The 23,881-nt window shown below is 71.1% G+C and carries 19 protein-coding genes; 6 read left to right on the forward strand and 13 right to left on the reverse strand.

All coding sequences use genetic code 11. The annotated features are described in order from the left end of the window. Window positions 1-404 precede the first annotated feature (404 nt). Window positions 405-1,610, forward strand: a complete 1,206-nt coding sequence (locus tag DGO_RS24680; RefSeq protein WP_420810581.1) for an HD domain-containing phosphohydrolase — start codon at window positions 405-407, stop codon at window positions 1,608-1,610. Between the two features lie 36 nt (window positions 1,611-1,646). Here DGO_RS24680 and DGO_RS15875 read toward each other — a convergent pair whose 3' ends face one another. The 3 genes from DGO_RS15875 to DGO_RS15885 all read right to left on the reverse strand — a co-directional run bounded on the left by DGO_RS15875 (window position 1,647) and on the right by DGO_RS15885 (window position 5,770). Next, window positions 1,647-3,353 (reverse strand): M3 family oligoendopeptidase, encoded by a 1,707-nt coding sequence (locus tag DGO_RS15875; RefSeq protein ID WP_014695573.1) that lies wholly within the window; start codon window positions 3,351-3,353, stop codon window positions 1,647-1,649. Window positions 3,354-3,441: 88 nt separating this feature from the next. Then, window positions 3,442-4,590 (reverse strand): UDP-galactopyranose mutase, encoded by a 1,149-nt coding sequence (gene glf, locus DGO_RS15880; protein WP_014695574.1) that lies wholly within the window; start codon window positions 4,588-4,590, stop codon window positions 3,442-3,444. Continuing rightward, window positions 4,583-5,770, reverse strand: coding sequence for a glycosyltransferase (locus DGO_RS15885; RefSeq protein WP_014695575.1), 1,188 nt, complete (start codon window positions 5,768-5,770; stop codon window positions 4,583-4,585). The genes glf and DGO_RS15885 overlap by 8 nt, the downstream gene beginning before the upstream one ends. 160 nt (window positions 5,771-5,930) lie before the next feature. On the opposite strand from DGO_RS15885, the gene DGO_RS15890 reads away from it, so the two are divergent. Continuing rightward, complete coding sequence (locus DGO_RS15890) at window positions 5,931-7,073, forward strand: glycosyltransferase family 2 protein (protein ID WP_050920937.1); 1,143 nt, start codon at window positions 5,931-5,933, stop codon at window positions 7,071-7,073. Here the strand turns inward: DGO_RS15890 and DGO_RS15895 are convergent. The 3 genes from DGO_RS15895 to DGO_RS21270 all read right to left on the reverse strand — a co-directional run bounded on the left by DGO_RS15895 (window position 7,040) and on the right by DGO_RS21270 (window position 10,744). Further along, complete coding sequence (locus tag DGO_RS15895; protein WP_014695576.1) at window positions 7,040-7,642, reverse strand: class I SAM-dependent DNA methyltransferase; 603 nt, start codon at window positions 7,640-7,642, stop codon at window positions 7,040-7,042. The genes DGO_RS15890 and DGO_RS15895 overlap by 34 nt on opposite strands. After that, a complete protein-coding gene (locus tag DGO_RS15900; RefSeq protein WP_226991535.1) occupies window positions 7,639-8,283 on the reverse strand; it encodes a PIG-L deacetylase family protein in 645 nt (214 codons plus the stop codon). The genes DGO_RS15895 and DGO_RS15900 overlap by 4 nt, the downstream gene beginning before the upstream one ends. 112 nt (window positions 8,284-8,395) lie before the next feature. After that, window positions 8,396-10,744, reverse strand: a complete 2,349-nt coding sequence (locus DGO_RS21270) for an acyl-CoA dehydrogenase family protein (RefSeq protein WP_145975439.1) — start codon at window positions 10,742-10,744, stop codon at window positions 8,396-8,398. A gap of 92 nt (window positions 10,745-10,836) precedes the next feature. On the opposite strand from DGO_RS21270, the gene DGO_RS21275 reads away from it, so the two are divergent. The 3 genes from DGO_RS21275 (at window position 10,837) to rimO (ending at window position 14,685) form a co-directional block, all read left to right on the forward strand. Next, window positions 10,837-12,012, forward strand: coding sequence for a hypothetical protein (locus DGO_RS21275; RefSeq protein WP_014695579.1), 1,176 nt, complete (start codon window positions 10,837-10,839; stop codon window positions 12,010-12,012). 110 nt (window positions 12,013-12,122) lie between these two features. Beyond that, complete coding sequence (locus DGO_RS15915; RefSeq protein ID WP_014695580.1) at window positions 12,123-13,073, forward strand: DUF808 domain-containing protein; 951 nt, start codon at window positions 12,123-12,125, stop codon at window positions 13,071-13,073. 118 nt (window positions 13,074-13,191) lie between these two features. Further along, window positions 13,192-14,685, forward strand: a complete 1,494-nt coding sequence (gene rimO / locus DGO_RS15920) for a 30S ribosomal protein S12 methylthiotransferase RimO (protein ID WP_014695581.1) — start codon at window positions 13,192-13,194, stop codon at window positions 14,683-14,685. 51 nt (window positions 14,686-14,736) lie between these two features. Here rimO and DGO_RS15925 read toward each other — a convergent pair whose 3' ends face one another. Next, window positions 14,737-15,390, reverse strand: coding sequence for a helix-turn-helix domain-containing protein (locus DGO_RS15925; RefSeq protein WP_014695582.1), 654 nt, complete (start codon window positions 15,388-15,390; stop codon window positions 14,737-14,739). Window positions 15,391-15,449: 59 nt separating this feature from the next. Here DGO_RS15925 and DGO_RS15930 point away from each other — a divergent pair, with 59 nt between their 5' ends. Continuing rightward, a complete protein-coding gene (locus tag DGO_RS15930; protein WP_014695583.1) occupies window positions 15,450-16,670 on the forward strand; it encodes a cytochrome P450 in 1,221 nt (406 codons plus the stop codon). A gap of 4 nt (window positions 16,671-16,674) precedes the next feature. Here the strand turns inward: DGO_RS15930 and DGO_RS15935 are convergent, their stop codons facing one another. From DGO_RS15935 to DGO_RS15960, 6 genes are read right to left on the reverse strand one after another with little or no spacing between them, the layout of a single operon-like run. After that, window positions 16,675-18,261 carry an FAD-dependent oxidoreductase gene (locus tag DGO_RS15935; RefSeq protein ID WP_014695584.1) on the reverse strand — a complete coding sequence of 529 codons (1,587 nt, stop codon included), beginning with the start codon at window positions 18,259-18,261 and terminating at the stop codon, window positions 16,675-16,677. Beyond that, window positions 18,258-18,989 (reverse strand): alpha/beta fold hydrolase, encoded by a 732-nt coding sequence (locus DGO_RS15940; protein WP_014695585.1) that lies wholly within the window; start codon window positions 18,987-18,989, stop codon window positions 18,258-18,260. The genes DGO_RS15935 and DGO_RS15940 overlap by 4 nt, the downstream gene beginning before the upstream one ends. Beyond that, window positions 18,986-20,350, reverse strand: a complete 1,365-nt coding sequence (locus DGO_RS15945; RefSeq protein ID WP_014695586.1) for a family 1 glycosylhydrolase — start codon at window positions 20,348-20,350, stop codon at window positions 18,986-18,988. Before DGO_RS15945 ends, DGO_RS15940 begins: the two co-directional genes overlap by 4 nt. A gap of 4 nt (window positions 20,351-20,354) precedes the next feature. Then, window positions 20,355-21,458, reverse strand: a complete 1,104-nt coding sequence (locus DGO_RS15950; protein WP_043804157.1) for a Gfo/Idh/MocA family protein — start codon at window positions 21,456-21,458, stop codon at window positions 20,355-20,357. Then, on the reverse strand, window positions 21,455-22,999 hold the full coding sequence (locus DGO_RS15955) for a GMC family oxidoreductase (RefSeq protein WP_014695588.1): 1,545 nt from the start codon (window positions 22,997-22,999) through the stop codon (window positions 21,455-21,457). The genes DGO_RS15950 and DGO_RS15955 overlap by 4 nt, the downstream gene beginning before the upstream one ends. Next, the gene (locus tag DGO_RS15960) at window positions 22,986-23,567 is read right to left on the reverse strand and encodes a hypothetical protein (protein WP_050920938.1); all 582 of its coding nucleotides are present in this window, start codon (window positions 23,565-23,567) and stop codon (window positions 22,986-22,988) included. The genes DGO_RS15955 and DGO_RS15960 overlap by 14 nt, the downstream gene beginning before the upstream one ends. Window positions 23,568-23,881: the final 314 nt, after the last annotated feature.

The raw sequence follows: 23,881 nt of genomic DNA on the forward strand, positions 1-23,881 counted from the left end.
TAGCCAATATCGATAGGCGGCCAGTCGCTGAAAAAAATTCCATCTACGCCACAGCACTAAATCAACTGGCTGGTGTCCAATTTAGACGAGGAAGTCCACCCAACGCGCTAGATACACTTAAAAGATCGCTCAATGTCTATCTAGATATAAATGACAAGAAAGGTCAAATTAACTGTTTGATCAATATTAGTACGGTACAATCTAGCTTATCTCAGTATACAGAATCTATCAGATCTCTACTCGAGGCTTATCAAGTAAATCATACTTCTATCTCGGATAAAAAACTTGATGCTACCATCCTACACAATCTTGCTTTTGTATATTTTAACGATAATAACATTGATTCTGCCATAAAAACTATGCACCGCGCCTATAATTCCATCCTAGAGCTAGATGAACCACAGATGAAAGCTACGGTCAATCTTAATCTAGGTACTTTTTATTTAAAGGTTGGAAATCTTAAAAAATCACAGATATACTTGGAAACGGCCCTTGATTTGAGCAGGAACAATGGAGATCAGTTTGGGGAAATGAACACCCTCGATAGCCTCGGCAACCTCTATGAAAAGACCGAGCAGTCGCTGTTGGCGTATATCACCTACCACGACGCCCTGGCCATCGCTCTGAGCATCGGTTCGACGCAGGGCGAGCTGGACGCCCGGCTCAATCTGGGTCGTTTCTACCTGCATGCAGAATCGTGGGACGATGCCCAGACCCAGCTTCAGCTCGCGCTGGAACTGGCCGAGCGCACCCAGAGCGCGAAGGAAACCGCCGCCGCCCACGAGACGCTGTGCGAGCTATATAAGGCGCGGGGCGACGCCGGACAGGCCCTGCACCACAGCGAGGAGCTGCGCCGGATCGAGCGTGAGCTGTTCAATGCCGCCCGCGACCGCCAGACCCGCAACCTGAGCATCCAGTTCGAGGTCGAGCGTGCCCAGCGCGAGGCCGACTCCTATCGCCTGCGCACCGAGCTGGAGCAGGAAGCCCGGCAGATGGCCGAGCGGCAGGTCGAGGAGCGCACCGCCGAGCTGGCGCAGGCGCAGTACGAAGTCGTGACCCGGCTGGCGATGGCCGCCGAGTACCGCGACGGCACGACCGGCGACCACACCCGGCGGGTGGGGGTCATGAGTGCCAGCCTCGCCCGGGCGCTGGGCTGGTCCGAGGCGCGGGCCGAGCTGCTGGGCATCGCGGCGCGGCTGCACGACGTAGGCAAGATGGGCATTCCCGACAGCATCCTGCTGAAGTCGGGCAAGCTGGAGAGCAGCGAGTTCACCCAGATGCAGACCCATACCCTGATCGGCGCGACCATCCTGTCGGGCGGGCACTCGGAACTGTTGCAACTGGCCGAGGAAATCGCCCTGACCCACCACGAACGCTGGGACGGCACCGGATACCCCCGCCGGTTGGCCGGCGCCCAGATTCCGCTCTCGGGACGCATCGTCGCGGTTGCGGACGTCTACGACGCCCTGACCCAGATCCGGCCCTACAAGAAGGCCTGGACCCACGAGGAAGCCGTTCAGGAGCTACGCGCCGAGGCCGGACGACACTTCGATCCGGAAGTGGTCGAGGCCGCCCTGCACGTCCTGTGCGGCGCGGCCCCTCAGGCCTGAGCGGGACGGGGCCGAACGGCCCGCCCCTGCCCGGCCTCAGTTCATCTGTCCACGTACGAAGGCCATCAGGCCCCGAATGTACTCGCGGTCGAAACGGAACTCGACGCCCGCCGCGCGGTACAGCTCGGGCACACTGACGGTACTGCCCAGGCGCAGCGCGGCCTTGTAGCGGTCAAGCGCACCCTCCGGGTCCGTCTGCGCCGCGCGCCACAGGGCGACCGAGGCGAGATAGCACATCGCGTATTCGATGTAGTAGAAAGGCGCCTGGAAGATGTGGTAGTAATGCCAGCCCTTGGCACGCACGTGGTCCAGACCGTCCCAGTCCACGAAGGGGTGGAAGGTGCGGTCGAGTTCGAGCCACTTGGCGTCGAGTTCGGGCACCGTGACGTTTTCGGGGGCCTCGGCGTACAGCCAGTGCTGGAAGGCGTCCATCTGCGCGGCCCAGGGCAGGAAGGCGATCACGCCCTCAAGCTGCTTGGAACGGTAGCGCGCGAGTTCCTCGGGCGAAAAGACGTGCGCGAGATGATCGAGGGTCAGGAATTCCATCGCCATGCTGGGAATCTCGACAAACTCGATGGGGCTCCAGCGGTTCCAGACCAGGGGCTGCGCGTCGCCGCTGTAAAAGCCGTGGAAGGCGTGCCCGACTTCGTGGAACAGCACGCGCATGTCCTCGGCCGTGCCCACCACGTTCATGAGCACGAAAGGCTCGTTGCGGACCGGAAAGTAGGCGCAGTAGGCGTGCGTCATCTTGCCGGGGCGCGATTCGAGGTCGAGCAGGCCGTCCCGGCGCATCTGGCCGAAGCGGGCCGCCAGGTCCCCGTCGAGCCCGGCGAAGGCGGTGGCCGAGAGCGTCTCGAGTTCCTCACCCGTCCGGAAAGGCTCCAGCGACTTGCGGCCCTGCGCGTCGAGCAGATTGTTGCGGTTGTAGTCCCAGGGCCGCAGGCCCTCCAGGCCCAGGTCGCGGCTCAGGTCGGCGACGAGTCCGGAGAGCAGTGGCACGACCTCGTCGCGCACCGCCCCGTGGAAGTCGCGGCAGTCCTCGGGCGTGTAGTCCACCCGGTCGAGACTCTTCCAGACATAGTCGCGGTAGGTGCCCAGCCCGGCGTTGCGCGCGAACTGCCAGCGCGTGCCCATCAGCCCTTCCATCACGCGGTCGAGGTCCGGGGCCACGCCGAGGTTGCTCTCGGCCAGGGCGTGCCACGCGGCCTCGCGCACGGCGCGCTCCGGGCTGTCCAGCCGCTGCCTGGCCTGGGGAATGGTCAGGGTCTCGCCGCCCAGCGTGACCTCCTGGTTGCCGGTCAGGACCGCATGGCGGTTCATCTGCTCCTGATGGGTCACGCCCAGGTCTACGTTCGCCTCGCGGAACAGCGCGGCCTCGTCGCGGAAGCGGCGGTAGGTCAGCGCGAAGTCGGGGGCAGGAACATAGCCGGGCACCGCGAGCAGCTTCTCCTTGAGCGCCTGATCCATACGTTCGGAAGGCGGCACCACGTCCGCGACGAAGGCCTGATAGCGGGCCTGCGCCCCGTCGTCGGCAGTATGCAGGTCCTTATAGACCGACAGCTTGGCAGCGACGTCCATGAATTCGGCCGTGAGGCTGCTCCAGTCCGAGAGCCAGGCGGGCACGTCGGCCGCAGCGAGGTCGGTGTCCAGCAGCGCCTGATAGCGGGCCTCGTAGGCCGACCAGTGCAGAGACGATTCGGGAAGCCCGAGCTTGGCCCGGACGGCGGCGGATGTCGCGGTCATGGCGGGCAGTCTAGACTACGGACCCCGAGGATAAAAAAAGCCACCCTCCGGGAGAAGGCGGCGTCCAGATCAGGGGAACGGCAGGAGGTTAGACGAGTTGCTCCTCGGGGGCGGCGGCGCGCTCCTGAAGGCGGCGGAAGGTGGCGAGGGCCTGGGCCACCACCTGATCCATGTTGTAGTAGCGGTAGGTCGCCAGGCGGCCCACGAAAGTCACGTCCTCCCGGGCGTCGGCCAGGGCCTCGTACTTCTTGTACAGCTCGGCGTTCTCGGGGCGCGGCACCGGGTAGTAGGGGTCGCCCTCGGCCTGCGGGTACTCGTAGACCACGCTGGTGCGCGGCGCGACCTGCCCGGTGATGTACTTGAATTCGCTGATGCGGGTGTAGCCGTAGTCGTTCGGATAGTTGACCGTCCCGACCGGCTGGAACACTTCCTGGTCGTGTGTCTCGTGCCGGAATTCCAGGCTGCGGTAGGGCAGCTTGCCGTAACAGTGGTCGAAGAAGGCGTCCACGGGACCGGTATAGATCATGTGCCGGTATTCGAGAAGCGGCGCGATCTCGCGGTAGTCGGTGTTCAGCATCACCTTGATGTTCGGGTGGGCGAGCATGTTCTCGAACATCCGGGTGTAGCCGTGCAGCGGCATCACCTGGTAGGTGTCGGCGAAGTAGCGGTCGTCGCGGTTGGTGCGGGTTGGCACACGCGCCGTCACCGAGGCGTCGAGTTCGCTGGGGTCCAGACCCCACTGCTTGCGCGTGTAACCACGGAAGAACTTGTTGTAGAGGTCGCGCCCGACCTTGCCCACGACCACATCCTCGCTCGTGCGCACCTGCTCGACCTTCTCGGCCACCGAGGCGAAGAAGTCCTCGACCTGAAAGGAGGTCAGGTTCAGGCCGTAGAGCTTGTTCACCGTATCGAGGTTGATCGGGATGGGCAGCAACTGACCGTCCACGCTCGCCAGGACGCGGTGCTGATACGGACGCCAAGCGGTGAACTTCGAGAGGTACTCGAACACGTCCTTGCTGTTCGTGTGGAAGATATGCGGGCCGTAGGGATGGATCAGAATGCCCGCGTCGTCGTAGCGGTCGTAGGCGTTGCCGCCGATGTGCGGGCGGCGGTCCACGATCAGGACGCGCGCGCCCGTGCCGGCGAGGCGCTCGGCGAGCACGCTACCCGCGAAGCCGGCCCCGACGATGAGGTAGTCGAAGGGCGCGGGGACATTCAGGGAAAGGGATTCAGTCATCGTGGCCCGCCACGTAGGAGAAGGGCTGACCCTGTGCGGCGTAGCTGCGGCGCGAGGCCGCCTGCGCGATCAGGTCCCGCATCTCGCCCCAGGTCCGGTCCCAGGAGAGGGTCGAGAGGTAGCGGTCGGCGCGGGCGCGGCGCTCCTCGCCGGCCGGGGTCCCGATCTCGGCCAGGGCTGCGGCGCAGGCCGCCTCGAACGCGTCCACGCCGTCCGCGATCCGCGCGAGGTCCAGGTCGCCGTAGGGCCGGATCACGTCACGGATGCCGGTACTCACGACCGGCACGCCCGCCGCAAGGTACTCGGGCGTCTTGGTCGGGCTGATGAACTCGGTCGCCGCGTTAATGGCGAAGGGCAGCAGGGCCACGTCCCAGTGGGCGAGGTAGGCGGGCAGCTCGCCGTAGGTCTTCATGCCCAGGTAGTGCAGGTTGTCGGCGCGGGGCAGGTCCTCGGGCGCGATCTTCACGACCGGTCCCAGCATCACGAGCTGCCACTCGGGGCGGCGGCGGGCCAGCTCCCCGATCAGGGCAATGTCGAAACGCTCGTCGATGACGCCGTAAAACCCCAGGCGCGGGCGGGCGAGGGCCGCCTGATCGGCCGGGTCGGCGGGTGCCTGCCGGGCCTGCGCGAAGTGACCGACCTCGACACTCGACGGAAAGGCGTGCACGCTGGGGTGCTGCTCGATCTTGGCCTCGTACAGGCGCTGCCCCCCGGTGAACACGAGGTCGGCACGGCGGAACAGCGCCTGCTCGCGGCTGCGCAGCTCGGGCGGCGCACCCTTGAAGTTGGCGAGTTCGTCCATGCAGTCGTACACGACCACACGGGGATTCAGTTCGGCGGCGACGGGCAATTCCATCGGGGTATAGACCCACAGGTCGTAGGTGCCCAGGCCCTCGGCCTCGACCAGCCCGGCGAGCAGACGCGCGGTCCGGGCCTGCGATTCGGCCGGGGAAAACCCCACCCGCACGTAGGGCGTACACACCGTCACGCCGGACTCGTCGCGGCGCTGCCGCAGGTGGTCATCGAACTCGCCGAAGATCGGCTCTTCAATGTAATAGACCGCCCGACTGTGGGCGGCGCGGGTCATCAGATGTTGGGGGCGTTGAAAGACGAAGTCCCAACGCAGGTGAGCCAGAACGAGCAGCGCGGGGGACTCTGAGGAGACGGAAGAAACAGGCATTGACACAATCGGAATCCCCTTGAAAAAGAAATCGTTTTTCTGCGCCCAGCCTAGCGTCCCCCCCCGCTCCTGACCCAGCGAACATTCTTTATCTTTCCATCAGCAAGCGAAATTCTGTGCAGTGAAGCCTGACCGGGGGGTGCTAGGCTGCGCGGCGTCTGTGCCCACGCCTCCAGAACCGTTTCCGCCCTGCGCCGTCGTGGTTGCCATTCCTGCACGGGACGAGGCGGCGGGCATCGCGCGTACCCTGCGTGCCCTGGGCGCGCAGGTGGGTCCGGATGGGTCGCCCCTGCGGGGATTCACGGTGCTGGTGCTGGCGAACAACTGCCGCGACGACACTGCGCGGCTGGCCCGCGAGGCCGCGCCGCCGGGCCTGCGGGTCCAGGTCACCGAGGTCACGCTTCCCCCCGAGCAGGCCGGTGTGGTGGCGGCGCGGCGGCTGGCGCTGGACCACGCCGCCGCGCTGGCCGGCGAGGGCGGCGTGATCGTGAGCACCGACGCCGATACCCGGCCGGCGCCGCAGTGGCTGTGCGCCCTGCTGCGCGCCCTGGGGACCGGGGCCGACGCCGCCGCCGGGCGCATCCTGCTCGAACCGGCCCAGCGCGCGGCCCTGCCCGCCGCCGCGCGGCGCACCCACCTGATCGACAGCGCCTACCGGCAGGCGGTAGCCGAGGTCCACGCCCGGCTGGACCCGGTGGCGCACGACCCCTGGCCCCGCCACTGGCAGCATTTCGGGGCCAGTCTCGCGCTGCGGGTACGCGCCTACCGGGCCGTGGGCGGCGTGCCGGAGGTGCGGCACCTGGAAGACGTGGCCCTGGTGGGGGCGCTGCGCCGCGCCGACCTGCACGTCCGCCACACCCCACAGGCCCGCGCCTGGACGAGCGCGCGCCTCAGCGGCCGGGTGCCGGTGGGGCTCTCGACTCAGCTCACGCAGTGGGCCCAGGCCGGCGGAGGCTGGACGGTGCCGGGGGCGGCCGAAACGCTGGCCCTGGCCCGCGCCGAGGCCGCGCTGCGTGGGGCGTGGCACGCCGGCTGCCCCGCCGACCTCCCCACCTTCCTGCCGGCGCTGTGGCTCTCGGGCAGCGCCGAGCTGCGGGCAGCCCTGGGCGCGCCCACCTTCGGCCTCGCGCTGGAGGCGGCGCACCGGGCGCGCGAGGTAGGGGGCGCGTGGCACGCGGCCTACCCCCCGGTGCCGGTCACGCAGGCCCTCGCGGAACTGCGCGCGGCGCTGCCGGGACTGCGGCCCCTGCGCCCGGCCGGGGGTCCGCCTCAGCCCACGCGCTCCAGCACGTCGAGCCGGTAGCCTTGGTGTCCGTCGCCGTGGCGCTCGGCACGAACGTGGCGCAGCCCGGCCCCGACCCGGCGCAGCGCCGCCTCATGGACCGCGTCGCCGGTCTGGGGGTAGTCGTGGACATGCGGTGTCCAGTGGACCAGCAGCAGGGTCCCGCCGGGCGCGAGGCGCTCCAGCAGACCGTCCAGCGTCCGTTCGAGGTCCTCGGGCGAGAGGTAGTACAGCACCTCCGACAGCACGACGAGGTCGAAGGGGCCGCCGAGCGCCGCGAGGTCCTCGGGCAGGCGGCGGCGGGCGAAGGTGACCCTCGTCCCTTCCGGCTGCGCGGCGAGGCGGGCACGGGCGCGGCCCAGGGCCTTCTCGTTCACGTCCACGCTGAGAAGCGCGTCGGCCCGTACGGCGAGGCGGGCAGTCAGGACACCGATGGAACAGCCGACCTCCAGGGCGCGGCCGTAGTGGTCGCGGGGCAGGGCGGCCAGGGTGCGGGCGTACTTGGCCGCCTCGTAGGGGCTGGTCTCGAACTGCCAGGGATCGTCGCTGGCGGCGTAGACGTCCTCGAAATACCGGTCGGGCAGGGTCATGGCGTGCTCTCCTCGAAATACAGTTCGGGGCCGGCCAGCGCGCGGCGCACCATCTCGGGGGCGAGGGTGAAGCCGCCCGGATCGTCGGTCACGCGTCCCAGTTGCGTGGCGTGCGCGGCGACGGCGCGCGCCTTGGCGGCGTGGTGCCCCCCTACCTCCAGACTCCAGGCACGGGCCTCGGCAGGAGCGGGCCAGTCGGTGCCTGCGCCGCGTTCGGCCAGCCACACGGCGTAGCCCAGCACCCGCGCACCCGCGCAGGCGGCGGTCAGCGGCCCCCAGGCGGCGCGGTGGTCGGGGTGGGGATCGCGCCGCCAGGGCAGCAGCAGGGTGGCGGGCGGCGCGGCAGCGAAGGCGGCCCGCGCCAGCCGCCCGACCTCGGCCGGGTCGCAACGCTCCAGCGCGCCGTCGGGCAGGCCCAGGGCGCGGGTGCGCCCGGGGGGCACGCCCAGCTCGGCCAGGCCCGCGCGCCACTCGCGCTCCCGCTCGGCGGCGAGGCGCGACCGGGGAAACTCGCGCGAGCCGGGATGCGAGAAGCCCCCGTCGGTGAGCAGCAGAGCCCAGACCTCGCGCCCGGCGGCCGTGAGGGCAGCCAGCAGCGCCCCGCAGCCCAGCGCCTCGTCGTCGGGGTGGGGGGCGGCCACCCACACCGGCCCTGGCAGGACCAGGGGGTCGAGGGGCTGAGAGAGCGGGAAAAGGCCCACCCCCGGCGTGCCTAACACGGGGGTTTCCCGGCCTCGCGGGGTCCGGACCGCCTCAGCACGCCGCGTCTCCGTCGGGGTCCCAGGGGTCGGCGGCGAGGTCCGAAGGCCCGGGGCCGTCCAGCACCCAGGCCCCCAGGGCGAGGCGCGCGGCGTCGGGGGCCGGCTGGCGCAGGTACATCCGCAGGTCCCGGACGATCCGCTCGGCGGGATGCGGGGCGAGCAGGCCGCGCGCGCCCACCGCCCGCTCGGCGGCCTCGGCGGCGAGCAGGCAGGCGTCCTCGGTCACCGTGCGGGCCAGCGCCACGTAGGCCAGGGCGCGCTCCGTGGGGGCCGTGTCCAGCAGGCGCGCGGCGCGCAGCGTGACCTGCCACGCGGCTTCCAGCCCGGCCGCGACTCCGGCGAAGCGCAGACGCTGGGCATCGTCGCCCTGTCGCCCCAGGCCGCGCAGCACGTCCCGGGCAGCCGTCATGGCCGCGTCGGCCCCGCCGAGCTGCGCCGCCAGGAAGCGCAGCGCCCCGCCCCCGAACTCCGGCTGCGCGTAGTAATCGCCCGGCGCGCCGATCAGGTCGCCCGCGCCGATCTCCAGCCCGTCCAGATCGGCGCGGAAGCTGACGGTGGGGCGCATTCCCAGCGGCGACCAGAAGTCGGGGTCGAAGCGTTCCGGCGGCACGGGCGCGGGCAGCAGCACCATCGCGCGGCCTGCGCCGCCCGGCAGCTCGGCGGGCAGCAGCGGGCGGGTGACGTGCCCCGCACCGGAAGTGAAGGTCTTGTTGCCCAGCAGCCGCCAGCGCGCGGCCCCCGCCTCTTCGAGGTGCAGGCCCGGCGCGGCCTCGGTGTTCCAGACGCCGAACAGCTCCCCAGCGCGGACGTCGGCCACCGCGCGCGCCCGCTGCCCCGGCGCACCGAAACGCGAGACGAGCAGCAGGGCGTTGAGGTGACCCTCGTAGAGCCGCGCGACCGGCAGGCTCTCGCGGCCCACGCGGCGCAGCAGCGTCAGGAGACCCGCGCCGCCCAGGCCCAGGCCCCCCTGCTCGGGGGACAGGGTGACGGTCAGCAGGCCCGCCTCACGCAACGCCGCGAAGGAGGCGGCCGGAAACTGCCCGTCACGGTCGCGCGCCGCCGCTTCGGCCGCGATGGCCGGCGCGGCGCGGGCCAGGCGGGTCAGGGCCTCGCGCGCCGGGTCGGTGGACGCCGCAGGGGCCGGCTCGGGCGGCGGCGCGGCGGGTTCGGGCTCTCCGGCCTCGGCCCGCTGCGCACTTGCCAGTGCGGCGGCCAGGGCGGGGTCGGCGGCGCGGCCCCCCAGGGCGTCGGGATAGTCCCACAGGCCGTTGTGACAGTGGCGGTCGTCGTCCCAGCCGGGGTGGTTGACCACCGGGTACAGGCAGACGCCCTCGACCGGCACCCCGGCCCCGCGCGCCGCGAGCGCTTCGGCGGCCACGCGGGCGAACCAGGGCGCGCGCCCGGCGTCCTCGGTGCCCGTCTCCGCGATCAGGAGGGGGCGGCCGTAGCGCGCCCAGACGTCGGCCAGCAGCCCGCGCAGAGGCCGGTGCGCCGGGTGGCCCATGTCCAGCACCTCGCGCAGGTGGTGTTCGGGGTGGTGGTGCCACTGGTTGTAGGGGTAGTAGTTCAGGCCCACCACGTCCACATAGGCCTCTCCCCCGCCGAGCTCGGGGTGCAGCCGCCCCAGCAGCATGTCCAGCGCGGCGTACTGCGACTCGTGGTTGGCCTGCGCGTGCGCGTGGTCCTCGGGACGCTCGGGGTGGGCCTGCACACTGATGAGCGGCTCGGCATGCAGGAAACGGGCCGCGGGATCGGTGGCGCGCACCTCGTCCATCGCCCGGATCGAGGCCCGCACGAGCTGCCGTTTGAGGGTGTCGCCGCGCCCGTGCGCGAAGGGGTTCAGGTACCCCACGTCCCCGCCGCCCCAGGCCATGAAGGAGATCTCGTTGACCGGACAGACCCACAGCTCGCCCTCGGTCTCGGCCCGCAGGAACTCGGCCGCCGCGCGGGCGAAGCGGGCGAAGACCTCGGGAAACTCGGGGGCGAACACGTCCACGAAATCCGGCGAGCCGTAGTGCAGCAGGTCCCAGATGACCTGGACCCCGGCCGCCCGCGCCGCCGTGACCTGGGCCTGGGCCGAAGTGAAGTCGTACTCGCCCGGCACCCGCTCGATGAGGTGCCACCTCAGGCCGTCGCGGGCGGTGCGCAGGCCCGCCGCCGCGAGCCGGGCATAGTCCTGCGCGGCGAACCGGTCGTGGCCGGTCGCGTCGATCACGTCGATGCGGCGTCCCGAAGGCCGGCGCTGCGTCGAGCACTCGAACCCTCCCATGAAAAAGGACTGGAACACGGGCGGCGCGTTGCCCGCAGGGGCCAGGGGCAGGGGGGCCGGCACGGTGGTCATGCCGACCAGCATCCCTCAGGTCAGGTGAAGCGCCCTGAAGGGAACGTTCATGAGGCGTGCAGCCTTCTCCCGGCCCTACACTGCGGGGGTCTATGCGCGCCGTGTCTGCCGTGCTGCTCCTGCTCCTTCTCGGCCCCGCCCAGGTGGGGGCGGCGGCCCAGGCCGCGCCGCGCGAACTGGCGGCCCCGGCGACCGGCGGCCCGGCCGAGCGCACCACCCTGGTCCGCAGCGGCGCGGGGCTGGTCCTGGCCTGGACCGAGCGCACGCCGCAGGCCACCCAGGTCCGGGCGGCGCTGCTGGGGCGCGGCGAGGGGGCCGCCGGGACCGGGGCCACCTGGCGGGCCCTGGGCGGGGTCATCAACGGCGACGCGCGCTTCAATGCCGCGCAACTGCGCTCGCGCGAGGGGCCGGGCGGCCAGGTGTGGCTGGGCTGGGCCGAGGACAGCGGCGAGGCCCACGTGGACTCCTGGCTCATGAGCGCCTGGACCGGCGCGGCCTGGAGCGACCCGGCGCGTTACGCCGTACGCCGCAACCTCAGCGACGCGGGGCGCTCGCGCGCCTTCGACGTGCTGCCCGGCAACGTGCCCACCCTGGCCTGGACCGACGTGTCCGCGCCCGGCGCGGTGGGGGACGTTGTGCGGCCGCTGAGCTGGCAGGCCCAGGGCGGCCAGGACGGCACCTGGGTCGCGGGACCGGTCCTGAGCGACCCGCGCGCGGCCGCCTTCGCGCCCGACCTGCGGGTCCGCGCGGGGGGCCTGCGGACCGTCACCTATCTTCAGGGCGACTTTGCCACCATGGGGGTCATGACGCAGCGCGAGACCTCGCCGGGGCGCTGGACCCCCATGGGCGCAGCCGTGAACCGCGCCCCGAACACCTTCGCGGCCGACCCCCAGCTCGCGCTCGACGCCGGGGGCAATCCGGTCGTCGCCTGGATCGAGGCCGATCCGCGCCCCGAAGGCGGTCCGGACCGGCTGTTCGTGAGCCGCTGGACCGGCCGGGCGTGGCAGCCCCTGGGGGGCGCGTTGCCTCCCGCTCCCCAGAGTGCCGAGGCCCCGGCGCTGGCCCTGACCCCTGGCGGCGAGGTCCGGGCCGCGTGGCTGGCCGGGGGGCAGGTGCGCGCGGCGCGCTGGACCGGCAAGGCGTGGCAGTCCTACGCCCTGCCCGACACCCGGCAGGCCACCAGCCCCAGCCTGAGCCCCGACGGCGCGTATCTGGCGGTCAGCGACGGGGGCAGGCTGCGGGTCTGGGCACTGCCGCAGGAGAGATGAAGCCGCGCCGCCGGATTCCCATTTCTGCGCGCCCTGCCCGCTTGCTAAGGTGAGCCGATGCACTTCTCTTCTCTGCCCTGCCTGCGCCCTGCCCCGCCCCAGGTGAGCCGATGAGCGGCGGACTGGTCGCGCTGCTCGACGACGTGGCCGCCATCGCCAAGCTCGCGGCGGCGTCGGTGGACGACATCGGGGCGGCCGCGAGCCGCGCGGGGATCAAGGCGATCGGCGTGGTCGTGGACGACACGGCGGTCACGCCGCGCTACGTCACCGGGTTCCGGCCCGAGCGCGAACTGCCGATCATCTGGCGCATCGCCAAGGGGTCGCTGCGCAACAAGATCGTGTTCATCCTGCCGGCGGCGCTGCTCCTGAGCCAGGTCCTGCCCGGGGCCATCACGCCGATCCTGATGCTCGGCGGCGCGTACCTGTGCTTCGAGGGCGCCGAGAAGGTCTACGAGGCGCTGGGCGGCGGTCACGGCCACGCCGAGGAGGCCGGCGCGGAGGTCGGCAGCGCCGCACACGAGGAACAGATGGTCGCCGGGGCCGTGCGCACCGATTTCATCCTCTCGGCCGAGATCATGGCGATCTCGCTGGGCGAGGTGGCGCAGGAGCCGCTGCTCTCGCGGGCGCTGATCCTGATCGTGGTGGCCATCGTCATCACGCTGCTGGTGTACGGCCTCGTGGGCCTCATCGTGAAGATGGACGACATCGGGCTGCGCCTCGCCCAGAGCGGTTCGGGCGCGGCGCGGGCCGCCGGGCGCGGGCTGGTCAGGGGCATGCCCGCCGTGATGTCGGTGCTCTCGGTCGTCGGCACGGCGGCGATGCTGTGGGTGGGCGGCCACATCGTGCTGGTGGGCCTGGAAGAGTTCGGCGTGGGCGGCCCGCTGCACTTTTTCCACGGCCTCGCGGTGTCGGCCGGGCACGCCATTCCCTTCGCCGAGGCGGTCGTCGAGTGGCTGGTCGAGACCCTGGGCTCGGCCCTGGTGGGCCTGGTGCTGGGCGGGATCATCGTCGGGATCATGCACCTGCTGCCCAAGAAGGGGGGGAAGGCGGCGGCACACTGAAGCTGCCGGGCCGGGCGGCCGCTTGTGACCTCCGTCCTTCCCGGCCCACGTCCCCATCGGCTACACTGCAACGTTGAATGTTGCGCCCCGCGCGTGGGTGCGCGGAGGAGCAGCACAGATGACCGTACAGGAACAGCCGGTGGGCCTCGCCCCCGCCAAAAAAGTTGGATTCATCAGCCTGGGGTGCCCCAAGGCGCTGGTGGACAGTGAACGCATCTTGACGCAGCTGCGGGCCGAGGGCTACGAGGTCGCGCCGAGCTACGAGGACGCCCAGGCCGTCATCGTGAACACCTGCGGCTTCATCACCCCGGCGGTCGAGGAATCGCTCGCGGCCATCGGGGAGGCGCTCGACGCCACCGGCAAGGTCATCGTGACCGGCTGCCTAGGCGAGCGCCCCGAGAAGATCCTGGAGCGCCACCCCAAGGTCGCGGCGATCACGGGCAGCGAGGCCGTGGACGACGTGATGGGCCACGTGCGCGAGCTGCTGCCGATCGAGCAGGGGACCTTTACCGGCCTGCTGCCGGTCGCGGCCCCGGGCATGCGGGCAGGCATCGCCGTGCCCGAGCGCGAGGCGACCCGCCACGGCGACGTGTTTGCGCCCAGCGTGCGCCTCACGCCCCGGCACTACGCCTACGTCAAGATCGCGGAGGGGTGCAATCACACCTGCTCGTTCTGCATCATTCCCAAGCTGCGCGGCAAGCAGGTCAGCCGCGACGCGGGCGCGGTGCTGTACGAGGCCTTCCGGCTCGTGGCGGGCGGCACCAAGGAACTCGTCGTGATCTCGCAGGACACCTCGGCCTACGGGGTGGACGTGCGCCACCGCGACTCGGAATTCCAGGGCGAGCAGGTCCGCGCGCATCTCACCGACCTCGCGGTCAAGCTCGGCGAGATGGGCGCGTGGGTGCGGATGCACTACGTGTACCCCTACCCGCACGTCGAGAAGCTGGTGGAGCTGATGGCGGCCGGCAAGATCCTGCCCTACCTCGACGTGCCGCTGCAACACGCCTCGCCGCGCGTGCTGCGCGCCATGCGCCGCCCCGGCGCGGGCAAGCAGCTCGACACCATCCGGCGCTGGCGCGAGATCTGCCCCGAGCTGACCATCCGCTCGACCTTCATCGTGGGCTTTCCCGGCGAGACGGAAGCCGAGTTCCAGGAACTGCTGGACTTCCTGGAGGCCGCGAGGCTCGACCGCGTGGGCGCCTTCCCCTACAGCGACGTGGACGAGGCCGACGCGGGCGCGCTGGACAACCCCGTGCCCGAGGAGGTCAAGCAGGAGCGGCTGGCCCGCTTCATGGAAGTCGCGCAGCGGATCAGCGCCGAGAAGCTGGCCGAGAAGGTCGGCCGCGTCCTCGACGTGATCGTGGACGAGTTCAACGACGAGGACGACGACGCCCCCGGCACCCGCCTCATCGGCCGGACCAAGGGCGACGCCCCGGGCATCGACGGGCAGGTCTACCTGTACGCGGGCGACTTCGCCGGGCAGGTCAAGATCGGGGACATCGTGCAGGCGCGCATCGAGGAGAGCGACGAGTACGACCTCTTCGGCGAGGTCGTGGCGCGGCCCGAGTGGCGCCCCAACGTGCCGCAGCTCGGACACTTCGGCAAGCACTGAGCCGGACAGGGGCGGGGGAGGAGCAGACCGGAGTCTGCCCCTCCCCCGCGCCTATTCCCCCTCGGGCAGGTCGGGGGTCAGGTCCACGCGCAGCAGGTAGGGGTCCGGGCCGCCGCGCCCCTGGTAGCGCGCGACGAGGTCGTTCAGGTCGCGTTGCAGGGCCTTGGCGTCGGCCCGGGTCAGGAACAGCCGCTCCAGCCTCACCGACAGCGCGGGAGCTTCGGGGCGCTGCAACTCGGCGTAGTCGAAGTCGCCCGCGCGCGGTGTCACGTCGGCGATCACGAGGTCGCCCTCGCGGAACAGCCGCAGACCGATCTCTCCCTCGTCGCGCACGAGCGCCATCGACGCCTGCACGAGCGCCCGGTTGATATGGTCCTGCACCTGCGCGCTGTGCAGCCCCACGAGTTCTTCCAGGCTGCCCAGCGGCGTCAGGGTATAGGGAATGAGCAGGGCGTCGGCCACCGCGCGGTAGTGCCGGATGCTGCGGCCCCGGCGCGGCTCCAGATGGTCCTCGACGACCAGCCCGGCGCGCAGCAGCCGCCTCACGCGGTGGTGCGCGGCATTCAGCGCCAGCCCCAGGTGCGCCGCGAGCGCCCCGGCGGGCCAGGGCCGCAGCATCAGCGCCGAGAGCACGCGGGTGTAGTCGGGGTCCAGACACAGCCGGGCGGCCTCGGGGCTGTCGAGGGTATGCCACGCACGCGCCATGCCTCAGCCTACTCGCCGCGCCGGGTTGCGGGTCGAGTAGAGGAATGCGAGCCTGAGCCATGACCTTCTCTCCTCCCGGCAGCGACCCCGCCCGGTTGCGGGCCGCCGAGGCGCTGTGGAACCCGGCGCTCCTGCCCGACCCCTACCCGCACTACGAGGTGGTCCGGGGCCTGGGCGGCGGCCTGATGCCCCTGCCCGAGTGGAACGGCTGGTTCCTGACCTCGCACGCGGCCGTGAGCGCGGTGCTGCGCTCGCCGGCCGCGCGCAGCGGCGGGGGCATCGAGGCGATGCCGGGCAGCGACGGCACGCGGCTGCTCCAGGGCATGATGCTGTGGCACAACGGCCCCTCGCACGCGCGACTGCGTTCCCTGGTGTCGGCCGCCTTCACGCCGCGCGTGGTCGAGGAGCAGCGCGAACTGGTGCGCGGCCTGCTGCGCGACCTGCTCGCCTCCTGGCGGGGCCAGGACCGGGTGGACGTGGTCGCCACGCTGGCGCACCCGCTGCCTGCGCGGGTCATCATGGCGATGCTGGGCCTGAGCGGCGAAGACGAGGCCCGCTTCGTGCGCTGGTCGAACAGCGTGGCCGAGCTCATCGGCGGCGCGCAGGGATCGCCCGAACTGCTCGCACGCATCGACGCCGATGCCCGCGAGATGCGCGGTTATTTCCGCGACCTCGTGGAGGACCTGCGCGCCCGGCCCCGCCCCGGTCTGCTCTCGGCGCTGGCGGCGACTGGGGACGGCGCCGAGCGCCTGAGCGGCGACGAACTGCTCTCGAACGCCGTGCTGCTGCTCACCGCCGGGCACGAGACGACCAGCAACCTCATCCCCGGCGGTCTGCTGGAGCTCGCGCGCCAGCCGGAGGCCTGGGCCGCCCTGGTCGAGCAGCTCCGGCGGCCCGGCGTGGCCGACGAGCTGCTGCGTGTGGTGTCGCCGGTGCAGGTGGACGGGCGACAGTTGGGCGCCGACCTGACCGTGGAGGGCACGGCCCTGCGCGCCGGGCAGTTCACCCAGTTGCTACTGGCGGCGGCCAACCGCGACCCGGCCGTATTCCCCGATCCTGCCCGCCTCGACTGGGACCGGCCGAACAGCGCGCGGCACCTCGCCTTCGCGGCGGGGCCGCACTACTGTCTGGGGGCCAGCCTCGCGCGGCTAGAGATCGCGGAGGTCTTCGCGGCGCTGGCCGAGGGCTTTCCGGACCTGCGCGTGGCCGACCCACATCCCCGCTACAAGCCCAACCTGATCCTGCGCGGCCCGGCCGAACTGTGGGTACAGCCGGGCTGAAGGATCAGGAAAGTCGGCCGGAGGGGGCCGCGTCCCGCAACCGCTCCGGCAGGCTGAATTCTCCGGCGCGGACCTCGGCGGCCACTGGTGCGCGGCCCAGGCGCAGCAACTCCTCGAAGGCGACGAGGTCGGCGTCGCGGCCCATGCCGCTCGCGGCCACCGTATGCTCGCCGTCGAAGGTGAACTCGATGAAGTTCAGGGTGTCGGGGTCGCCCCACAGGTGGGTTTCGTCCAGCGAATCGGCGTGGCCCACGTAGCGCAGGCTCTTGCCGTACTGCTGGGTCCAGAAGAAGGGCACGCGGGCATCCATCGGCGCCGCGCCGGGAACGTCCAGAATCGCCTGCGCCGCCGCCAGACCGTGTTGCAGGGCCACGCGCCAGTGCTCGACACGCATCTCGCCCAGCACGGTCGGCGCCGCCGCGATGTCGCCCAGGGCGTAGAGGTCGGGGGCGAGTTGCAGCGCCGCGTCCACGTGGACCGCGCCCTTCTCGTCACGCCACTCGGCCAGCAGGTCCGTGTTGGGCGACACGCCGATACCCAGCAGCACGAGGTCGGCGTCCAGGCGCTCGCCGCCCTTGAGGGTCACGGCTTCGACCTTCTCGCCGCCGTCCAGGCGCTCGACCTCGGCCTCCAGCACGAAGCGCACGCCCTTGTCCTCGTGCAGCCTGCGGATGGCCCGGCCCACGCGGGGGGTCAGGGCGCGGCCCAGCACCTCGGCGTCCTGGCCGACGACCGTGACCGACTGCGCGCCGCCCTCGCCCACCAGGCTCGACGCCGCCTCCAGCCCGATGAAGCTGCTTCCCACCACAACCACCCGCGCGCCCTGGGCCGCCGCGCGCAGGGCCTCGGCATCGGCGAGCGAGCGCAGCGGGTACACGCCGTCCAGATCAGCGCCGGGCACCTTGAGGGGCTTGGGGCTGGCTCCGGTCGCCACGACCACCCGGTCGTAGGGCAGGACTTCGCCGCCCGCGAGATGCAGCCTTTTGGCCGCGTGGTCGAGCTTCTCGGCGCGCACGCCGCTGCGCAGGGTCACCCGCTGCTTCTGCGCCCAGTCGCCGCCACCCAGGGGCAGGGTCTCGGGCTTCTTCTTGCCGGTCAGGTAGGCCTTGCTCAGGGCGGTGCGGTCGTAGGGGGCCCGCTCTTCCTGTGTGACCATCGTCAGGTCGCCCGTATACCCGGCTGCCCGCAGGCTCTGCGCCACCATGAAGCCGGCCGCGCCGCCCCCGACGACGAGCGTGTGGCCGTCGGCCGCGCCCTGGGGGGGCTTCGCGGGGGCCTGCGCCTCCTCGGCCACCTCCCAGGCGTCGCCGTCGCGGGTCAGGGTGTAGCGTTTCAGGCCGTCCAGGGCGGGCGGCTCCAGCAGGTGGCCGTCGTCCGCGCTGAAGGTCGCGTGGTGCCAGGGGCACACCACCCGCGCGCCGCAGCGCAGGCCCTTGCCCAGGTCGGCGCCCGCGTGGGGGCACTTGGCGTCGAAGGCCCGCAGCTCGTCGCCGTCGCGCACGACCAGCACCTTGCGGTCGCCGTGCGGAAAGGACGCCATGCCGCCGTCGGGCACGTCGGCGGTGCGGACACGGAGGGGCGCGTGGGTCATGACTGGACCTCCTGGGGAGCGAGCAGCGCCAGGACGTCCTGCGGACGCTCCAGCGGAATGAAGTGGCCGCTGCCGCGCGTGGCGACCGCGCGGGCCTGCGGCAGCGCGCCGAGTACCTGCCCCCGGATGGTGTCCGGGGTGATCGAGGTGTCGTCCTCGGAGTACAGCACCGTCACGGGCGCGCGCAGGCCGCCGAGGTCGCCGCGCACGTCCTCCAGGCTGCCCACGTCGGTCCAGGCGGCCCAGGCTCCGGCGTCGGCGCGCAGGCCGTCCCGCACGAGCGCCTCGAAATCTTCCGGCAGCAGGGGCGAGTAGGCGATGGTTCGGTACTGCTCTTCCAGCGCCGCGCGGTCGCCGTGCGCGGCGCGCAGCCCGGCGCGGTCCTCGTCCGACATCGGCTCGGGGCTGGGGGGCGAGGGCGCGACCAGCAGCAACTCGGCCACGAGGTCGGGATGCCGGGCGGCGAGCAACAGAACGACCTTGCCGCCCATCGAGTGCCCGGCAAGGCGGTAAGGCCCCTCGCCCGCCGCGCGCAGCGTCCGGGCCAGCGACTCGGCCATGTCGGCGGTCGTCTGGCCGGGGCGACCCGCCGCAGCGTTGTCGCCGAAGCCGGGCAGCTCGGGGGTCAGCGCGCCGGCAGGCAGGCCTTCGAGCACCCGCCGCCACACCCCTCGCGAGGTGCCGAACCCGTGGACCAGCGCCCAGCGGGGCTGCGCAGGCCCGGTCATACCGGCACCTTCAGGGTGGCCGGCTCGGTCGTGAATTCGAACATCTCGCCGTGCGGCACGAGCGTGATCTGCCCGAACTGCTCGAGGACCGTGCGGTACGCGGCCTCGACCGGACGGGGATTGCGGGCGAGGTCGTACAGACCCACCGCGTTCACGCGCCCGTTGATCTCGCCCAGCGAGGTGTCCCAGTCGATCTGGTCGGTCAGCGAGTACCACGTGAAGCCCACCACCGGCACGTTGGACTGGCGCAGGTGCAGCACGTTGATCCACTGCTTCCACAGCCAGCTCGGGTTGCGCTCGGCATCGAAGGTGTTCGTCTCGGTATGCATCACCGGCTTGTGGTAGCGGCGGTAGAACCGGCAGGCCAGCTCGTGCCAGCCCAGCACGTCCTCGGCCTGCACCTCGCTGCGGTCGGGCAGCACGATGCGCTCGTTGCGGCCGTAGTAGTCGTTGCCGATGATGTGATGGCCCGGCGGCTCGCAGGTCATGAACCACTGGAACTCGGCGTCCGTCATCCCGTGGTCGCGCAGGTGGCGGTACACCTCGGCGTCGGGCAGCTTGGCGTACAGCAGGTCCAGCGAGAGGTAACTGAGCTTGTTGTGCAGCCGCAGGTCGTCGCGCGGGGTCGAGCAGGCGTCGTGCAGGTACTCGGCGCTCTCGCTCTGGATGAAGATGGCGTCGGGCCGCTGCTGCACCACCGCCTCGCACGCGAGGCAGCTGGCCGCCGCCGCGTGCTTGAGGGCCGTGATGAAGGCGCGCTGGCTCTTGAGGCCCTCGTTCCACAGGCCGTCGAGGGCGCTCGTGCGGGCCGTGACATAGATCTCGTTGACCGGCGTGAAGTAGCGCACCCAGCTGTAGCGCCGCGCCACCTCGCCCGCGTAGGCCGCGAAGTGGGCCGGAAATTCCGGATTCTGGAAGTCGCCCAGCCAGTCGGGCAGCCCGAAGTGCAGCAGATCGAGGATGGGGATGATGCCCAGCGTCTTCAGGCGGCCCATGACCTCGTCGGCGAATTCCCAGTCATATTTGCCGGGGGCCGGGTTGACGAGGTGATAGGGCAGGCCGTAGCGCAGGTACTTGATCCCTAGGCCCTTGACCAGCTCGAAGTCCTTCTCCCAGTGCTCGTAGTGGCCGCACTCGCGCATCTGGTCGCGCCGCACCTTGTCGCCGCCGGGGCCGCCCCGCACGAGGGGATACGAGCACTCGATCCCGGTGGCGAACATGAAGTTGCCCCGGTGACCCGTCGGTTCGCCCTTGCCGTAGGAGCCGGGCTTGCCCGCGAATTCGTCGCCGGTATAGACCTTCTGACCATGAACCTGCGGGTCTATGCGTTCCAGCGCCGCCAGGAAGTTGTCCTTGGCCATGAGGTCAGCTCCTCTCGGGGGCCGGGCCCCGGAACACGTCCCGGCCCTCGAACCGTTCGAGCGTGACCGGCCGGCCGCCCTCGCGGGCGCTGCGGTAGATGGCCTCCATGATCTTCTGGTCCTGGAGCCCCTCCTCGCCGGGGGTGTAGGGCGCGCGGCCCTCCTGGATGCAGCGCGAGAAGTGGTCGGTCTCCAGCCGGAACTGGTCTTCCGGAGGCACGCGCACCTCGGTCACCTCCTGGCCGGTCTGGACGGTCAGGCGCAGGTTCTGGTAGTCGAAGGCCGGGTCTATGGCGAGGCGGCCCCCGGTGCCGAACACGTCGATGGTGCGGGCTGTCGCCGCGCCGTACGAGCAGGCGCACTGGGCGACCACGCCGCTCGGGAAGCGCATCTGCCACGTCACGCTCTCCTCGACCTCGGTGAAGCGCTCGTCGCCCGGCGTCGAGTGGACGGTACCGCTGACCTCGCAGGGTTCCTCGCCCAGCAGGAAGCGCACCGTGTTCACGCAGTACAGCCCCACGTCCGGCAGCGAGCCGCCGCCCGCGAGTTTGCGCTTGAGCCGCCACTGACCCTCGTTCGGTTCGATCTGCACGTTCACCGAGTGCAGCAGCTTGATCTGTCCGAGCCGTCCCGACTGCACGGCCTCGCGCGCCGCCCAGTGGTGGGGGGTGTACTGGCAGCGGTAGGCGGTCATCAGCAGGACGCCCGCGTCCTTACAGGCCTTCACCATCGCCTCGGCGTCCTCGACGCTGGTCGCCAGGGGCTTTTCGCACAGCACGTGCTTGCCGATCTTCGCGGCGCGCTCGGTGTATTCGCGGTGCAGGCTGTTGGGCAGCACGATATAGACCGCGTGGACATCGTCGCGTTCGCCCAGTTTCTCGAAGTCGTCGTAGCTGTAGGCGTCGTCCGCGCTCAGGCCGTAGGCGAGCGCGGCTTCACGGGCCTCGGTGAGGTTGCCGCTCACGACCGCCGCGAGGCGCGAGGCGCGGCCCACCGCGAAGGCGGGCAGCAGTTCTTCGAGGGTCAGTTTGCCCAGGCCGATCACGGCGTAGCCGACCTGCTGGGCGGCGGGCTGCGGCAGGGCCGCCTGTTCTTTGTTGCCGGTCACGCGCGGTTCTCCTTGAAGTCGCCCAGCAGGGCGTCGGCCGTGCGCAGGCTCAGGGCCATCTGGGTCAGGGCGGGGTTCACGCTCAGGGCGCTCGGGAAGGTGGAGTTGTCGCAGATCGCCAGACCTGCGAGGTCGTGCGCGCGGCCGTAGGGGTCCACGACACTCGTCGCCGGGTCGGCCCCCATGCGCGCGGTGCCGATGGTATGCGCGGCGCGCGGCAGCGCCCATACGTCCTGCGCGCCGATGCGGCCCCAGAGGTCGCGCATGAGCGCCTCGGCGTGTTCGGTCATGCGGCGCTCGTTGTCCCCGAAGGTGAAATGCACGCGCGGCTTGGGCAGCCCGCGCACGTCCAGCTCGTCGGAGAGTTCGAGGTAGTTGTGGTCGTAGGGCAGGCACTCGCCCAGCACGTTGATGCCCGCGACGTGGTTGTAGCGGCTCAGGTGCCGCACGAGCTCGGGACCCCACTTGCCGGTGCCGCGCGCGTACTGCGTGGCGTAGGTCACGGGCATGACGCCCAGCGACTGGAGCAGGTAGCCGCCGACCAGCCCGGGCAGGCGGTGGGTGTCCTCGCTGATCAGGCCGCCGGGAATGCCCTTGTAGGGGCGCAGGTCGTCCTCGACCAGCCCCCACACCTGCACGCCCACGTGCGCCATGAAGTTGCGCCCGACCTGCCCGCTGCTGTTGGCCAGCCCCTGCATGAGGAGCAGCCGGGGCGTCTCGATGGCGCCGGCGGCCAGCACGACCATGCGCGCGCCCAGCCACTCGGTCCCCTCACCGCGCGTGAACTCGGCCCCGGTCACCCGGCCGCCCTCGGTGGTCAGGCCGGTCACGAACGCCCCCTCGACGATGGTCGCGCCGCGCGCTTCGGCCAGGGCCAGGAAGGTGATGTCCATGCTGGCCTTCGCGCCCACCGAGCAGCCCGCCTGGCAAAAGCCCCGGTTGGTGCACACGTGCCGGGTGCCGTAGCCCTCCTGTTCCTGGGCGCGGCTCAGGGCGGCGTTGGCGGCGGGCGAGGTCCGCATGCCGATCTCGGCGCAGGCCTTTTCCATCAGCCGGGCCGCGCCGTTCATGGGCAGCGGGGGGTGGCGGTAGGGCTGCTTGCGCGGCGCGCCCCAGGGATAGTCGGCCGGGCCGGACACCCCGATGAACTGCTCGACCTCGTCGTAATAGGGTTCGAGGTCCGCGTAGGTCAGGGGCCAGTCCACCCCCTGCCCGAATTCGGTGTGCAGCGCGAAGTCGTCGGCCTGGGCGCGCGGCGTGTAGGCGGTGTAGTGCAGCGTGCTGCCGCCTACGCCCCGGCCACTGTTGTTGCGCCCGAAGGACACGGCGTCGCCGCCCGCCGAGAGCCGCTCGTCCATCCAGAAGATGCCCGCCTGCGCGACCTCGTCGGTGGCGATCTGCTCGGGCGGATGGCGCACGCCGGCTTCCAGGGCGGCGACCTTCAGTCCGGCCGAGGCGAGGCGGGCGAGCAGCGGTGAGCCGCCCGCCCCCGTGCCGATGACGAGCACGTCCAGGTCGCGGGGCAGCTCAGCGCGCGGCATGGCTCGCCTCCCAACCGGTCGTCAGGTCGCTGCCGGGACCGGCCTGCATCTCGCGCGGTTCCAGGGTGTTCGGGGTCACGGCCGGCCAGCCGGGCACGTCGGCGAAACCCGCGTAGCCGAAACGGTACTGGGTCAGCGGGTGGGCCATGAATGCCTCGGTCAGCTCGGCCAGCAGGTCCTCGAAGGCGTGGGGCAGCGTGCGCTGCGCGGCGTGGATGGCCTCATCCTGCTCGGCCTCGGGCCGCGACCCGAAGTCCCCGGGCAGCGAGGCGAGCAGGGCGCGGTAGGCGTCGCCGTCGGGCGGGGTGTCGTCGTAGCGCCAGCCGTCGGTCACGCCCGACTGGAGGCGGTGGTCCACCGTGCCCGTGAGGTCCAGCTCGGCCGGATCATGGGGCAGCAGACGCACGGCGAGCGCGCGGAGCTGCGCGAACTCGGCCTCAGTGAAGAACTGACGCTCGTGGCGGGCGTCGAGACGTTCGAGCAGCACGCGGCGCGTCGGGGCGCTCACATGCGGCGAGTTCAGGTGGGCCAGCACGGCGGCGCGCTCGGCCTGGGCATCGGCGGTCACAGCGTCACCTCGTGGAGCGGTCCGGAAAACGTTCGGGTCGTGGACATGACCGCCAGCGTAGGCAGGCCCCCTCGGACGCATACGAAGCAATTCTTACTGTTCCGGGCTTCCCGGCGAAGTCGTCACGTTTGATGTTGAACCTGTCTAGTCAACCCCCGGAGTGAAAGGTTTTTCCTGTTCTCACGCGGCGGCCTCGGCCCATCCGTCTCCACGGCGGCGCATGAGGGTGAGCGGAGGCACACAGGACATGCCGCCCCTCCCCAGAGGGGCAGACTCCGGGGGCAGGGAAAGAGTCCCCGCCGGACCTTCCCCCG

Origin of the sequence: Deinococcus gobiensis I-0 (assembly GCF_000252445.1) — a bacterium.
GTDB lineage: Bacteria > Deinococcota > Deinococci > Deinococcales > Deinococcaceae > Deinococcus > Deinococcus gobiensis.

Coding starts and splice junctions, on each gene's coding strand:
- DGO_RS21275 (WP_014695579.1), top strand. CDS start 10,837: ATGCGCGCCGTGTCTGCCGTGCTGCTCCTGCTCCTTCTCGGCCCCGCC.
- DGO_RS24680 (WP_420810581.1), top strand. CDS start 405: ATGAAAGCTACGGTCAATCTTAATCTAGGTACTTTTTATTTAAAGGTT.
- DGO_RS21270 (WP_145975439.1), bottom strand. CDS start 10,744: ATGACCACCGTGCCGGCCCCCCTGCCCCTGGCCCCTGCGGGCAACGCG.
- DGO_RS15955 (WP_014695588.1), bottom strand. CDS start 22,999: ATGCCGCGCGCTGAGCTGCCCCGCGACCTGGACGTGCTCGTCATCGGC.
- DGO_RS15925 (WP_014695582.1), bottom strand. CDS start 15,390: ATGGCGCGTGCGTGGCATACCCTCGACAGCCCCGAGGCCGCCCGGCTG.
- DGO_RS15930 (WP_014695583.1), top strand. CDS start 15,450: ATGACCTTCTCTCCTCCCGGCAGCGACCCCGCCCGGTTGCGGGCCGCC.
- DGO_RS15875 (WP_014695573.1), bottom strand. CDS start 3,353: ATGACCGCGACATCCGCCGCCGTCCGGGCCAAGCTCGGGCTTCCCGAA.
- DGO_RS15895 (WP_014695576.1), bottom strand. CDS start 7,642: ATGACCCTGCCCGACCGGTATTTCGAGGACGTCTACGCCGCCAGCGAC.
- DGO_RS15915 (WP_014695580.1), top strand. CDS start 12,123: ATGAGCGGCGGACTGGTCGCGCTGCTCGACGACGTGGCCGCCATCGCC.
- DGO_RS15935 (WP_014695584.1), bottom strand. CDS start 18,261: ATGACCCACGCGCCCCTCCGTGTCCGCACCGCCGACGTGCCCGACGGC.
- DGO_RS15945 (WP_014695586.1), bottom strand. CDS start 20,350: ATGGCCAAGGACAACTTCCTGGCGGCGCTGGAACGCATAGACCCGCAG.
- rimO (WP_014695581.1), top strand. CDS start 13,192: ATGACCGTACAGGAACAGCCGGTGGGCCTCGCCCCCGCCAAAAAAGTT.
- DGO_RS15940 (WP_014695585.1), bottom strand. CDS start 18,989: ATGACCGGGCCTGCGCAGCCCCGCTGGGCGCTGGTCCACGGGTTCGGC.
- DGO_RS15885 (WP_014695575.1), bottom strand. CDS start 5,770: ATGCCTGTTTCTTCCGTCTCCTCAGAGTCCCCCGCGCTGCTCGTTCTG.
- glf (WP_014695574.1), bottom strand. CDS start 4,590: ATGACTGAATCCCTTTCCCTGAATGTCCCCGCGCCCTTCGACTACCTC.